This window comes from Mucilaginibacter jinjuensis (assembly GCF_028596025.1).
Classification (GTDB): domain Bacteria; phylum Bacteroidota; class Bacteroidia; order Sphingobacteriales; family Sphingobacteriaceae; genus Mucilaginibacter; species Mucilaginibacter jinjuensis.
The window spans coordinates 4,212,821-4,228,274 of the sequence record NZ_CP117167.1; the positions used below are offsets into that span (position 1 = coordinate 4,212,821).

The following is a 15,454-nucleotide window of genomic DNA, read 5'->3' on the forward strand; positions in this document are numbered from 1 at the left end:
TTCGAATATTATGCGGTAACTAAACCTGAGGCTATTTTCAATGATTGAATGATTGCATTTGGAGCCAGTTTCAATTTAAACTGATTATACTCATACGCCTTTGCACCTTGCATAGCAATTAGTGCAGCTTGCTTAAAAGTGTCTTCTGTTACTGATTTTCCTTTGAGAAAAGCTTCCGCGGTCGTTAAACGCCACGGTTTGTGGGCCACACCACCCATAGCCAACCGGGCACCTACGATGGCATTGTTCTCGATGTGCAAAGCTGCCGCTACCGACACCAATGCAAAAGCATAAGAAGTACGGTCACGTATTTTTAAGTAATAAACATGTTTGTTAAATGACGTGGCAGAAGCAGGCAGCTCAACAGATGTAATCAGCTCATCTTTTTGCAGCGTATTGTCAAATTCAGGATGATCGCCGGGTAGCCTGTGAAAATCAGCAAACTTAATAGCGCGTGCACCTTTGGGTCCGCTTACATGCACTACCGCATCGAGGGCAACCATGGCTACATTCATGTCGCTGGGGTTTACAGCAATACATTTATCACTTGCGCCAAAAAGGGCATGCATCCGGTTATAACCAGCCAACGCAGCGCATCCGCTACCAGGCAAGCGTTTGTTACAAGGCATGGTAAGATCAAAAAAATACGGGCAACGGGTACGCTGCATCAGGTTACCGCCAACAGTAGCCATATTCCGCAATTGCGGCGATGCACCAGCGTTGATAGCTAACGATAACAACGGATAATTAGCTTTTATATCCCCATGTTCGGCCACCTCACTGTTGCTGGCCAGGGCACCTATATGTAAACCTGTACTTGTTTTTGCAATACTTTTTAATGGAAGCCGGTTAATATCAACCAGTTTATGGGGCGTAACCAAACCCATTTTCATCATATCCACCAGGTTAGTGCCTCCTGCCAAAAAGTGGGTATTGGGATCTTTTGTTAATGATTTGATAGCTACGCTTGTTTCCAGCGGCTTTAAATACTGAAACTGATTCATGACAGCCCTCCTTGTTGTTTAACATCCTGTATAGCATTCACAATATTGGGATACGCACCGCAACGGCAAATATTACCGCTCATAAATTCCCGTATTTCAGTTTCAGAACGGGTATGACCCTCTTTCATCAATGCTACTGCCGACATGATCTGACCAGAAGTACAATAGCCACATTGAAAACCATCATGCTTAATAAAAGCCTCCTGCATGGGGTGCAGTTCATCGCCCTTGGCTAACCCTTCAATAGTAGTGATTTTTTTACCATCATTAGTTAAAGCCAGGCTTAAGCAAGAGTTAATGCGCACACCATCTACATGTACCGTACAGGCACCACACTGGCCACGGTCGCACCCTTTTTTCGTACCGGTTAGATCAAGCTGCTCGCGCAAAACGTCCAACAGTGTAACACGCGGTTCAACTGATAAGTTATGTTTCACTCCGTTCACCTCAAGGCTTACCGGGATCTTTTCAAAAATATCTGCAAATTTCTCGTCCCATTGTTTTTCTGCTGCTTCTACAACAGTACCTGGTGTTAAAAGGACAGCAGTTACCAGCGACGATTTTTTTAGAAAATCACGCCTGGTTCCATTTGAAATGCCTTCGCCATCGGGCGGGATACATGGCTTTTTACTGGACATAGGTATTGAATTGATTATACGATTGAAGATACAGCTTTTTATAATTTATCTGTTATTAGAAGCAATCTCCTATAACATCTTTACAAACCAACTTACCCTCATTGAGGTTTTACTTGCAGTTTAAATTTTATTCTGCCATTAACTACAAACCCATACGGCGGTATATAAATATCTTTAAAAACAGAATATGTAATACATCAAGGCCATCTCGATTCAAATACTGGAGTTGCCGCTTGTAGCCGAGGTTGCTAAGTTTGTGTACCGATACTTTCGGCCAGTAAAATGCGGCTATCGCCGGGTTTCATATTTCCTTTTCCATAAGAAGGTATAACTTAATTAATAAGTTAATTTACCGGAATGCTAAACCAAAAAATTGAACCTCTTCCCTCTTCACTTTCAACTCCGATTGTACCATGGTGGCGTTTCACAATTTCCGAACAGATATATAAGCCAAGTCCTAAGCCAGCAAAGTGTGTGGATGATTCCTGAACGCGGTAAAAGCGGTCGAACAGAAACTCACGTTTACCTGGGGGGATACCTATTCCAAAATCTTTAACCTGCACACTAAACAATCCGTCCTTTACATCACACCTAATTTCTACCCGTTTTGCTTCCGGAGAATATTTGATGGCGTTGGTAAGGAAATTATTGATCACCTGTTCTAAGCGGGCCCGATCAGCATTAACTTCAGCCTTTTCTTCACAGTCAAAGATCAACTCATGGCTTCCGCCTTGAGCCCGAACCTCGTCAACACTTTCCCGTACCATACTAACTGCATCAAATCGCTCGTAATTCAATCGCAGCTTTCCTTCCTGGATCTTGGTTACATCCAGCAAATCATCTAATAGAACGGTTAGTTTACCGGTTTGCTTTTCGGCCTTGTCTATAAAAGATACAATCGGATCTTTAGCGTCCATTTTGGAAGTCATACGCTGCAAAATTTGCAGCGAGCCTTTCAGGCTGGTTACAGGAGTTTTTAATTCGTGGCTGGCAACACTCATAAACTCATCCTTTTTACGCATCAATTCCTCGGTAGCTGTTTGCGCCTTAATTAGGTTGTTTTCTGTTTCTTTCTGTTTGGTAATATCGATAATAGAGCCCACCAGCCTATAAGGTGTACGGAACTCATCTTCGAGTATACTTCCGCGATCCAGGATATAAGCATAGGTATCATCGGCTTTTAAAAACCGATATTCGGCCGACCAGTTCTTTTCATGTTGATTGATGGCCTGGTAAACACTGTCTTGCACGCGTTGGCGGTCTTCCGGATGAATTTTCTCGAACCAGAAACCAATATGGTTGGTTTCCGGGTCACGTTCGTAACCAAACATCACCGTAAAATTTTCGCTGCGCCACATCGTATTGTTAATCAGGTTCCAGTCCCAGATCGTGTCGTTAGTTGCTTTAGATACCAGGTTAAACCTTTCTTCGCTTTCCGTCAGTTTACGCGTACGTTCAAACACCCGGTCTTCCAGCTGGTTATTTAACGTCTTTAGACCCTCACGGGCAGTAATTAGCTCGTGGTAATTTTTACGTAGTTTTTGCTCTGCATTACGCCGGTCGGTTACATTAGTTAAACTGACAACAAAACCATCATCCATCTTGGCTGTAACCACCTGGTACCAGTTATTGCTAACGGTTTGCAATTCGGTTTGCAATGGTTTGGCCCCTTCTGCTACCTTAACGAACTGGTCGAATGTAATGGTATGAGATAAATCTGCAAACTCCTTAATAGAAGGATTTGTATTCAATTGCTCTGCCTGCTTTTCTGATAATTGCAGAGCGGCATTATTATAGGCAATACATTTAAAATCGGTAATTTTCCCGGAACGGTTTCGTTCTTCCTTAAAGGCAAGGATCGCTGCCGAACTTGCGTTAAACACACCTGAGATAATGTTGTTTAACTCGGTCACCACTGAAATATCTATGAAGGTGATCACTACGCCGTCCCGCTGTTTATCCTTACGGATGTAAGGCATAATGCGCATGAGGTAATTTTTACCGTCCCTAACCCTAACCTCTTTTTCCACCACCTGCTCATTAGATAGTACCGTATGCATATCATTCACCAGATGATCATATTGAATATTGCTGGAAATATGGCTAATAGGCCGACCAATATCTGCTTCAATCAGGTTAACGATCTTTACAGCTGCCGGGTTAAACTTGCGGATACGCATGCCCGAATCAATAAAAAGTTGGCCAATGTCCGTGCTTTTAAAATAGTTATCCAGGTCATCATTCAGTTCAATCAGTTCACGGATCTTAACCTGGTGTTCTGTATTCAAGGTATGCAATTCTTCATTCAGACTTTGTAACTCTTCGTTACCTGATTGCAGTTCCTCATTGGCTGACAGTAATTCTTCATTGCTGGATTGTAGCTCCTCATTAGTGGTTTCCATCTCCTCCACGGCCATCTGCAAATTGGCCCGGGTTTCATTCAGTTCGGCTTCCACTTCCAGAATATGCTCCTGTTGATGCTCAGCCCCGATGGTAGGCAATGTGATTCCTTCTTTGGTCCCCGGCTCTGCCTGGGCTTCCGTGAACATCAACAAGGTATGCCCGTGTGAAGATCCGTCCTCCGGAGGTTTTACTGTGATCTGCAGAAACATTTCCTCTTTGTCCCGTTTGATCCGGATTTTATTGAGGTAGGTTTTCTTATTTTCTTTCCATGCCCTGCGAATAGCTGTATTCAACACCAATGCTACATCGCGGCTAACCAGGTTCAGGATATTCAGGTCAAGTTTTTTCTCGGGCAGATTCAGGTATCTGCGGTAATTACCAATCGTATCTTTAACGATATAAGTTTTATCAATAAAAATAGCGACCGCGTCAAACTCATCGGTGATCAGTTCCAGGAAATCCTGTTCAATGGTTTTATCAGACTCTAATGGTTTGACAACCTTTTTCTCTGGAGCTCTCAATGACGGTGCCGCTGCGGTATACGTATGGTGCAGGCCATAATTAATGGTACCTGATTTTTGGTAGATTTTCCATTTACTACTGATCTCTGTAATGCCTTCTTTAATGCTAGCGGCATTCTCGCTGGAGCCCAGGAATAAAAAACCACCTTTATTCAGCGAATAATGAAAAGTTGCCACTACTTTTTGCTGTAACAGATTATTCATGTAGATCAGCATATTGCGGCAGGTAACTAAATCGTTTTTGATAAATGGCGGCGATTTAATTACGTTGTGCCGCGCAAAAACGATCTGTTTGCGGATGGACGGAATAACCGAATAACTTTTACGGTCCTTAACAAAATATTTTTTTAGTAATGCGGATGGTATTTCTTTAGCAACCGTCAGCGGATAGCTGTTCTTACCGGCAATTTCTATACTTTTTTCGTCCACATCGGTAGCAAAAATCTTTACCTCCAGGCTTTTACCGGCTTGCTGTAAACAATCATTAATCAGTACGGCGATCGAATAGGCTTCCTCTCCCGTACTGCAGGCACAAACCCATACTTTAAGCAGGTCTCCCTCCTGTTTCTGACGGATCAGCTCAGGGATAATATCTTTGGCTAATATTTCAAAGGCCGCTTTGTCCCTAAAAAACTTAGTCACACCGATTAAAAAATCTTTAGCCAACAGTTTAACCTCACCGGCATCCTGGTGTAGCAAGGCTACATAATCCTGGATATCAGGTACTTCCACTGCCGCCATCCGCCTGGCTATGCGGCGCAGAATAGTAGGTGTTTTATACAGATTGAAATCCTGATCGCTGTTCTGACTAACCAGTTGAAACAATTCATTCATCAGGGAATCGTCCAGTTGATCAGAAGCCAGTTCTGGCGCTGATTTTTGCTGTACGAAATGGTGTAGTTCCAGGTGCATTTTTGCCGGTGGCAAAATAAAATCGGCGTTGCCCGAAGTAATGGCACTATTAGGCATACCATCAAATTTTGCCGACGCGGGTTCTTGAACCATCACCATACCACCCGCTTCTTTAACCGCTTCTATGCCTTTAGTTCCATCAGTACCGGTGCCGGAAAGAATAATGGCTATTGCTTTATCTTTCTTCTCTTTAGCCAGGCTAAAAAGGAAAGTATCTATTGCCGTATTAGGGGCTTTATCTTTAATCTTATCTACCAATTTCAACTGATGTCCTTTAATGGTCATCAGTTTTTTAGTTGGGATAATGTACACACAGTTACGTTGTAACTTTTCATCGTTGGCAGCTTCCAGAACCTTCATACGGGTATGTTTGGCTACCAATTCGGCCAGCAGACTTTTATAATCCGGCGATAAATGCTGGATCACCACAAAAGTAAACCCTGAGTTTTCGGGCATGTGATCAAAAAACTCGTGAATGGCTTCCAGTCCGCCTGCTGATGCGCCAATGGCCACGATATAACGGTCGGTCGCTCTTGATTCGGAAAATTTCAAAGTCTGTTTAGCCACGCGTTAATTATAATTAGCTTGTTTTGTTCTGAACTCGTAAATAAACGTCCTGAGGTTTTCTGCTGTTTCCAGTTCTTGTTTTGTCCAGGGTTCGGAAGTATGATGAACCAGCTCCTTCCATATTTTAAAAGAGGCACGCGGATGGTATTTGGTACCATCAGGATCAAAATTGATCGTTTTTCCCGGATCGCCCCCCCAATTGATGGTCTGTACCACCTCCGGGCGAAAAATGATCAGAAACTCCCCGTTCCTCTTATCTACCGGTATAGCCAGTAACCCGCTGGCGATAACTGCATAAGGCATAGCTTCATCAAATAATTCGGGCAGTTGATCTGTATTGAACACCCGATCTAACTCTTTATTCTGAAGCCAGAGCAGCAAATTTTCTACCATATCTCTATCTGGTACCTCGCCAATAGTGCGATAAGCACCCTGATAGAAAGCAACTGCCCCGCCTGCCCCAAACGTGGTTAACACATTGATACCCTCTTCCGGCATCAAACCCGGAATGAGTTCATGCTCTGCATAAACCTGTGCAATAAGTGTGGTTTGGTATTTCTGCAATTCAGTTTCCTGTTCAAACAAATCCTTATTTAAAATCGCGGATATACGATTAGAGATTACCGAAGAAATCAGCTCACAAACCGAGCACAATTCAAAATTCAAATAATGTGGTGTAAGATGATGGCAAGCAATAAGCCCCCAAAGCGTATTATTACAAATAACGCGAATGGACATCGATGCATCCACGTTCATATTCTTCAGGTATTCGAGGTGAACGGCTGCAACGCCACGCAGGTTACAATCAGAAAGGTCTATAAAGGCATTAGTAACCGGATTAATCACCGGGTAGAGCCGTACTGGCTCATACTCCCGGTCAGGAATTAGCCGATATGGGTTTTTTAAATATAGGTCGCGTGCCTGTTTTGGCACATCAGAAGCAGGAAAAGTATGTCCAAGGTAATTCTCCAGATTGCCTTCTTTTTCTTCCGCAATCACGGTACCGTTCCAATCTTCATCAAAGCGGTACATCATAATGCCGTCAAAGCCTGTGATCTTTCTCAGTTCATGAACGGCCGCCTGGCTAGCCTCGTTTATAGTTTCAGCAGACTCTATTGTAGCCATCGCGTATTTTACCTCTTCATAAACATTGGTAAAGGTACGCTCACCCGCCTGGTAAGTTTTCTCGATCTCCAGTATGATATGGGTATCCTTGAAATGCGCGAGTGATAAAAGCCGTTTACCCAAAATCGTCAGAGTTAAAGGGATTTTCTCTTTAGACCGTTCGGCAAAACGCCCTTGCAATTCCTTCAATTGCTTTGTGTTGCAAAATTCCGTCAAGTCTTTCCCTATAACGCTATGAAAGTCGGTCAGGAATAAATCAGGACAATTTTCGCTAACCTGAAGGATACGAAAATTGATTTTATCGAGCACTACCAGATAGCCATAGGATTGAACTACGTTAATATGGTTTAAGGGCAGACTGCCGCAAAATTCAGAATCGTAATTAGTTTTTTTAGCCATTGAGCATGTTTTATCCGGTATTTTCTCATGATTGTATCACAACTAAAGCGCATACATAAGGCCCGAAGGCATGTTGCAAATACCGGGTTTAGCAGATGTAAGGCTAAAATATCAATTTCTTATAAAGAAAAGAAGTTTACTTAATAATACAACTCAGGGGAATACTCCGGAAAATTATTCCGATCAGTTAAACACCAACGTTGCAATAAGGTTTGGATCTGTAATATTTAAACAAAATGTGACAACTGCTGTTGCATCATTCCGAACGAAGAGATAATGACGATAAATAACGGTAGAGAAGCACTTAAAAGGATACTTATCCTGGAGGATAATCAGGATATTTTGGAAATGCTTACAGAATGGTTGACTTCCATCGGTTATGAAGTGGCTGCTTATCATTCGGTTACTGACATTGTTTCCTTGGTAGAAGAAAATAGACCAGACCTGATTATGCTGGATTACCTTTTAGGCGGTATAAATGGCGGAGAGTATTGTTCGCAGCTTAAGAAAAACCCAAAAACAAAGCATATTCCAATTATCATGCTTTCTGCCCATCAGCGGGTGATTGACTCTTTGGGGCACTATGGCTGGGATGCGTTTGTTGCCAAGCCGTTCGACCTTGAAGAACTCGCTCAACAAATTAATACATTAATCTACAAATAGTTACTTAATGTATTGTTTATAAACCTTGTACAAAAGTATTGAATATAGCGCTTCAATTAGAAAATCGACATTATTAAGCGGCACTTCTATATATTAAAATCCGATAAAAGTTCGCAAGCATTTAGGTAATTGTAATAAATAAATAAAAGGGACAGTCAAATCGACTATCCCCTGGTAACCGAAATATTTTGTAACCTATAAATGGTTGCAGATTTATTTTACACTAAACTCAATTAACCGGATCTGGCGATGAAGCATTTGCCGGGTTGTATATAGCTACTGCAACCCTCGAATCAGCGCAACCGTAATATAAAAACCATTTTTTCTGGAAGTATACCATACCTTCTATAAATACTGTACCATTAACATATTGTCCGCTTTTTTCAAATGGCTCCATTGGGCGTAAAAATGGCACATCCAAACGGGTTATAGGTTTAGATGGATCGTTTTTATCAAACAAAGCCTGGCCAGCGCAATAAGAATTTCCGTTAAAACGCTTATCGCCGTCATCACCTGCTTTATTTTTTCCGTTATAAAATAAGATGATGCCTTTGTTGGTCCATATAGCTGGCGGGCCACATTCGGTAAGCTCGCTATCAAAATATCCTTTCCTTGGCGAAATTAATTCTTTAAGGCTACCATCAGTATTGATGAGTGGTGTCCAGTCAACCAGGTTATCAGAGGTTGCAGCATACACATGCAGCTCACCCCAATACATCCAGTACTTGCCATTTATTTTGGCGACGATCTGTTTGCCGCCTACTACCTTTGTTAATATTGATGCCGATTTATGAGGGATATTCAGAAATTTTCCATTGTAAGCATCTTCAAATATTGGCCCGTGCTTAGTCCAGTGTTTCAGGTCTTTTGAGGTAGCAACGCCCAGGCGAGGCACATCACGGTTCCACTGGGTATAAAACACAACATAAGTACCGTTAGCAGTAACAGCTACACGCGGGTCTTCGCAACCACCCGGCCATTCATATTTCTTCTGGCTGTCATTGGCGGGATAAAATACAGGTGTATGGCTGCGTTTAAAATGCAACCCGTCTGTACTTGATGCATAACCTAAACGCGAGGTACGGAAACCTATGCCTACGCCAGATTTATCCTCGGCACGGTATAGAACCACAATTTTGCCATTAATAAGTGCAGCTGCAGGGTTAAAGGTATCGTTAGATTCCCAGCTTACCGGCTTATTTAAAATAGGATCGATAAATTTCGAAGTACTATCCGGCGAGATGATCGGGTTAATATTGGCAGGCCTCTTAAATCCCCCGAACGCCCAGTCGGGTAAATGGTTCTGTTGCGCAACAGCGCTGCCAGAAACTATTAAGCATAGGGCAAGGCTTTTAATAAAAGCAGTAAAATTTTTCATAAGTAGTATTCTGGAGATTTTAATATGTTTATCAGTGGTTATCGTTTTTTGTTTTAAAAAATCCTCAAAGCAACATTAGTCTTTAAGTACACTGCTGTTGCTTTGAAGGTTTAAGAGCCAGATGTTTACAGACTATTTTCGATAGTGTAAATAGATAATACTTCCGCATCTGTTAAGGCACGATTGTAGAAACGGATATCATCCAGCGAGCCTATGAAATAGTTGCTACCATGAGGTAAATTTGTTCCAATAGTAAGATCTACAGGTGAAGGAAGCGTAATTGGTGTGCCCGTTACTGCAACCGTTTTAACCAATTTATCATTTACATAAAACTTCATAGTTCCGTTAGTGTATGAAGCCGAAATGAAGGTCCATACATCTTGTGGCACCACACCTGGGTTGCTATCTACATCGTGGTAACCGTCATCAGCGTGGATGGTAAGGAACAGGAAGTTACCACCCTGTAACTGAAATTTAAAGCCATTATAATCATTCAGCGAAAACATATAATTATTGGCATTAGTGGTATGGCGTTTAACCCATATACTGATGGTAAATTCTTTCGGATTTAAATCAAGACTATATGGCACTTCAATATTAGCCCCATTTGCAAAATCATAAGCGCTATTAGTCTGGTTAAAACGGTCAGCCACTAAAGCCGGCAATGTGTTAGTTCCGGAAGGGCCGGTCATCAACGTACCATTATGGCCGTGGCCAGATACATCATTAGCGTTACCCGTAAACGTCCATTGTGCAATCAGGTTCCCCGGCGATACATCTTGTATTAAACGCGACTGAAATGTTACTATAGCACGGTAAAGGTTTGCCGTTGCATTATCAACCTGCTGCTGGCTATACTGGTTTGATGACTTGGTAGCTGTAGCCAGTGTGATAGCTGTTTTTAAATCTGTTCTTGCACCAACGGCATAAGTACCCGGCTTGCTGCCTTCTTTGGTGTTGTCATACAATTTATTGGCCGAATCAATAGCCAAACTGATATTGGTTTCGTTGGGGTTAAACACTTCCTGTTTATCGTCTTTTTTACAAGCTGCCAGGTTAAATACCAGCACAATGGCCAGTAAAATTAACCCCGTATATCTATTTAAAATTTTCATGTCCTTAAGCATTTTAATTATTTACCTAATAAAGGATTAGTTTGGCGTTCGCTCTGCGGAATCGGGAAGAACTTATTATTGGCATAACTAAAGTTCGGGATATCTTTCATCGCATTGGTTGCATAGGCACTTCCATAGCGAATAATATCATAGAAACGACCGAATTCCATAGCCAATTCTGAACGTCTTTCCTTACGGATAATATCACGAAGCGATGCCTGGCTGGTTGTTGTAATATCGGGCAACAAACCGGCAGGTACGGTTGGGCTTCCCAGCGAGCTATCGTACAAATAACTTTCGCGGGCACGTTTCCTGATCTTATTAAGTGGTATCAAAGCGGCAGGGCTACTTCCAGACTCATTTAATGCTTCCGCTTCAATTAGTAACACGTCGGCAAAACGGATAGCTTCGACATTTAAATTACCATCACCTTTAGTTGAAACTGGAATTTCTGATAAAGGCTGAATTTGTTTTTTAGTCATATAACCTGTATTTGACCAGGTTGGATCATAAGCCACATCAAAGTAAGGGTGACCGGCACGTGCCACGGTATAATCCAATCTTGGATCATCTACCCCACCGGTTGATTTTTCGAAATTATCCACCAAACTTTGAGTAGGCTGAAAGAATCCGTAACCATTTAACGCCCCCCTGGGCGCAAATGCCTGATTAAGGCCATTGCCTTGTTTAGGACTCAGGCCTGCGGTATGTAGTATCGAGAATATAGCTTCTGTATTGTTTTTAGTTGCTGCGGTAAAATTATCAGTAAACTTATTGGTTAATGAATAAATGCCCAAAGCCTCAACCTGTTGCGCTGTTGATGCAGCTAAAGCCCATTTCTGTTCAAACAAATAGGTTTTGGCCAATAATGCTAAAGCTGCTCCTTTGGTAGCACGCCCTGCATCGGCGCCGCTCCAGGTTGTTGGCAATGCAGCAGCAGCATCTGTACAATCTTTTTCTATCTGGGCATAAATTTGTGCTTGTGGCACAGCAGGTGCTCCCAGATTATCGGCAGTGGCAACCTGTAAGCGCAATGGAATATCACCATAGCTGTTAGTTAAGGTAAAATAATAATAAGCCCTTAAAAATTTGGCTTGGCCAACAATGGTTGCTTTACTGGCATCAGGTACGGCCTTGTTAGCGTCCGTTAAGCCGCCAATAACAAAATTAGCTTTCGAAATGCCATCATAATATCTACCCCACACACCTTCTACCGCAGCATTGGTATTGAGTATGTTAAAATTGTTTATGTTATCAATATCAGCCTGATCGCCAGCCAAACCGCCTTTAACGGCATCATCAGAGGCAACATCGCCCAATACCCAAACTTCATTTGCAAATGCATCGGTGTAATTAAGCGGTACGTAAGCTGCATTTACACCAGCCGTAGCATTGGCCAATGAATTAAAATACTTATCGGCCTCGTACGTTCCTAATATGGGTTGATCTAATGATTTTTTGCAGCTGGATGCCGAAAAGGCCAGGCTCCCAACTATCGCTATATATATGTATTTCTTTGTCATTTCTGTAAGTTTTAAAGATTAAAAGTTTGCGTTAATACCTACGGTAAACGTGCGCGCGGATGGATATGTGCCCCAATCAATACCCACAGCTCTTACACCATCACCGGCCGAGTTGCTGTTGGAATACATTTCGGGATCTATACCGGTATACTTGGTAACTGTGAATACATTTTGCGCGCTTACAAAAAATCTAACCGATGAAAGTTTAAGTGCTTTTAATACTTGATCTCCCAGGGTGTAACCTAACTGCACATTTTTAAGGCGCAGGTATGAACCACTTTCTAAGAAACGGGTAGAGGGCTGCTTATTGTTAGTGGCGCCATCCCACGATAAACGCGGAAATTCGTTTGTACTTCCAGGGCCGGTCCAGCTTTGGGTAGCTACCCGCTCGGTAATATTAAAGGCGCGATAAAAGCCTTCGATATCGGTGTTAACCTGGTTATACAACTTGTTGCCGTATACACCCTGAAAAAATAAGCTTACATCAAATTTAGCGTAAGAAAGATTAGTGGTTAAGCCATATGTAAATTTGGGGATAGGGCTACCTACATAGGTACGGTCGTAATTATCAATTACGCCATCCGGCTTGCCGTTTGGCCCGCTAATATCTTTAAACATTACATCACCGGGTTTGATATTAGGCCCCTGGTAAGCATGGGTAAATACTTGCTGTGCGCTTTGGAAAATACCCTCATCCTGCAGTAAATAAAATGATCCTATTGGCTGCCCAACGGCTGTTTGCGTGGCGTAGTAGTTATTATCTATACGGGCGCCTACCAATGGCGCGCCGCCGTTTAATGATACTACTTTATTCTGCACCGTAGCAAAATTGCCTATAACTTCATATTTAAACTTGTTATTAATGGCATTGCGGTAGGTAACTTCCAACTCAAAGCCCTGGTTACGTATTTTACCGGCATTAACATAACCGCTTGCCGCACCGCCTGCACTTGGCGGTGGTTGTGGTTGCAATAATACCCCCGAGGTATTTTTGATAAAATAATCTGCAGATATAGATAGCGCACTGTTAAACAAGCCCAAATCTAAACCTACATCTGTTTGCGTACTGGTTTCCCATCTAACATTGGGGTTACCCAGATAAACAACCGAGTTGCCCTGATTGCTGGTACCGCCAAAAGGATAATACCCTGTGTTTTGGACCTGGGTAACATAGCTGTAATTACCAATTTCCTGGTTGCCTAACTGCCCGATACCGGCACGCAGTTTTAATAAGCTGATCGGTTTTACATCTTTCAAAAACTCTTCCTGATCTAATCTCCAGCCTAATGAGCCTCCGTAGAAATCGCCATATTGGTTATGCGGGTCCAGGCGGGATGAACCGTCGCGTCTGAAATTAAAAGTAGCCAGATACTTATTATCATAAGCATAATTTACGCGGCCAAATAATGAAAATAAAGCCCAATGGGTTTGCCCGCTGCCATTTAATGCTGTAGAAATTGCACCATTATCCAAGTACTGGAACGTGGAACTTTGATCTGCAAATGTGTTACGCGAGGCGCTTAATGTGTTGATGTTACTTTTTACCAACTCACTACCTACTAAGAAGTTAAATACATGTTTCTTGGCAAGAGTCCAGTCATAAGTAGCAGTGTTAGTCCAGTTATAATCAAACTGGTTCATGTTTGATTGTGCTAAGCTGTTCGGGGTATTAAAAAACCTGTCGATACCCCAGGTTGCAAAAAATTGCTTGTAATCTGTAATTGCAAAGTTGGTACCGAAATCACTTCTAATCTTGAGGTTCTTAATGGGATGCAGTTCGATGTAAGCGTTACCCAATACCGAATAGTTGTTATACGTATCATTAAAGTTGTCTGCATAACCCACCGGGTTAAGGCCATCCCCAAAAAATTCGGGATGATCCGGCAGATCTACAAACTGGCCGTTAGCATTATAAACGGGCGTAGCAGGCGTTCTAAACAAGGCATAACGTAATACACTGGCTCCGGGATTGCCTGCACCAGATCCATCGCCCGAAGTACCAACCTTACGGGTTTTAGAATAACTCAGGTTTACGTTTGTACCGATAGTAACCCATTTAGAAAGGTTACTTGTAATGGCGGTACGCAGGTTTAACCGATCAAAATCTGAATTTTTAATCAGCCCATTCTGACCAAAATAATTGGCAGACACGATGTACGTAGTATTATCATTACCGCCACTGATAGAGCCCTGCACATTACTGATAGGCGCCGGTTTCAATACTTCTTTTTGCCAGTTTACATCGGGCAGGCCAGCTATAACATCTGCAGGTATCAGCGTACGGCCATCGTTGGTTGCAGCGGTATTATAAGCAGCTACGTATTGAGCCGTATTAGCCATTTTTATCAAATGCTGCGATGTTTGTACACCCGTATAGGCATTAATATTTACTTTCGGCGGGCCATTTTTACCTCTTTTGGTAGTTACAATAACTACCCCGTTTGATGCACGTGCACCATAAATAGCTGCCGAAGATGCGTCTTTCAATACACTGATACTCTCTATATCATTCGGCGATATTTCATTAATGCCATTTTGGGTTGGCACGCCATCTATAATATAAAGTGGATCGTTATTATTAATAGTACCCACACCACGGATGCGGATGTTTATACCATCACCTGGCGCGCCGGTATTTTGGGTAACCGCCACACCTGCTGCTTTACCTTGCAAAATCTGGTCGGCCCCTCCTACGGGCAGGTTGGCAATATCACTGCTTTTAATACTGGATACCGCACCGGTTAAACTTACCTTCTTTTGAGTGGCATAACCAACAACCAATACTTCATTAAGCGCGCTGCTGGTTTGGGCCAGTTTAATTATCATCGGCTGATCAAATACAGCAGCGATAGTAATAGCGGTGTACCCAACGCTTTTCACTTCTAAAATAGCGCCATCAGCGGCATTTATTTTAAAGTTTCCATTAACGTCTGTCGCGACACCTTGTGTAGTTCCCTTGATTTGTACTGTTGCCCCTATCAGGGTTTCGTTAGTGGCACCATCAATTACCTTTCCGGTAATTGTTTTACCCTGCGCCTGGCTTTTTAAGCAACAGCAGAGCATAATGAAAAAGCATGTAACTACCGCTTTCCATTTCATGTTAAACGTAAAATCTATCATAAGCGAATTAAATATTTGTCTTTAGGTTAATGGCAGAATAAGGCTCAGGGCTAATTATTGGCAAACACACTGCTCCCGCTTTAAAA

Annotated in this window: 9 protein-coding genes; 1 reads left to right on the forward strand and 8 read right to left on the reverse strand. The window is 42.4% G+C overall.

Going from position 1 to position 15,454, the window contains the following annotated elements:
• Nucleotides 1-8 precede the first annotated feature (8 nt).
• From PQO05_RS18280 to PQO05_RS18295, 4 genes are all read right to left on the reverse strand, one after another.
• On the reverse strand, nt 9-1,004 hold the full coding sequence (locus tag PQO05_RS18280) for an FAD binding domain-containing protein (protein ID WP_273628879.1): 996 nt from the start codon (nt 1,002-1,004) through the stop codon (nt 9-11).
• Complete coding sequence (locus PQO05_RS18285; RefSeq protein ID WP_273628880.1) at nt 1,001-1,642, reverse strand: (2Fe-2S)-binding protein; 642 nt, start codon at nt 1,640-1,642, stop codon at nt 1,001-1,003. The genes PQO05_RS18280 and PQO05_RS18285 overlap by 4 nt, the downstream gene beginning before the upstream one ends.
• A gap of 344 nt (nt 1,643-1,986) precedes the next feature.
• A complete protein-coding gene (locus PQO05_RS18290) occupies nt 1,987-6,045 on the reverse strand; it encodes a chemotaxis protein CheB (RefSeq protein ID WP_273628881.1) in 4,059 nt (1,352 codons plus the stop codon).
• Between the two features lie 3 nt (nt 6,046-6,048).
• Entirely contained in the window at nt 6,049-7,569 is a 1,521-nt protein-coding gene (locus PQO05_RS18295; protein WP_273628882.1) for a GAF domain-containing protein, read from the reverse strand.
• Between the two features lie 276 nt (nt 7,570-7,845).
• Here PQO05_RS18295 and PQO05_RS18300 point away from each other — a divergent pair, with 276 nt between their 5' ends.
• On the forward strand, nt 7,846-8,232 hold the full coding sequence (locus PQO05_RS18300) for a response regulator transcription factor (RefSeq protein WP_273628883.1): 387 nt from the start codon (nt 7,846-7,848) through the stop codon (nt 8,230-8,232).
• Nucleotides 8,233-8,461: 229 nt separating this feature from the next.
• Here PQO05_RS18300 and PQO05_RS18305 read toward each other — a convergent pair whose 3' ends face one another.
• From PQO05_RS18305 to PQO05_RS18320, 4 genes are all read right to left on the reverse strand, one after another.
• Nucleotides 8,462-9,610 (reverse strand): glycoside hydrolase family 130 protein, encoded by a 1,149-nt coding sequence (locus PQO05_RS18305; protein WP_273628884.1) that lies wholly within the window; start codon nt 9,608-9,610, stop codon nt 8,462-8,464.
• Nucleotides 9,611-9,735: 125 nt separating this feature from the next.
• The gene (locus tag PQO05_RS18310; protein ID WP_273628885.1) at nt 9,736-10,725 is read right to left on the reverse strand and encodes a LamG domain-containing protein; all 990 of its coding nucleotides are present in this window, start codon (nt 10,723-10,725) and stop codon (nt 9,736-9,738) included.
• Nucleotides 10,726-10,742: 17 nt separating this feature from the next.
• Entirely contained in the window at nt 10,743-12,248 is a 1,506-nt protein-coding gene (locus PQO05_RS18315) for a RagB/SusD family nutrient uptake outer membrane protein (RefSeq protein WP_273628886.1), read from the reverse strand.
• An 18-nt stretch (nt 12,249-12,266) separates the two neighbouring features.
• Entirely contained in the window at nt 12,267-15,347 is a 3,081-nt protein-coding gene (locus PQO05_RS18320) for a SusC/RagA family TonB-linked outer membrane protein (protein ID WP_273628887.1), read from the reverse strand.
• Nucleotides 15,348-15,454: the final 107 nt, after the last annotated feature.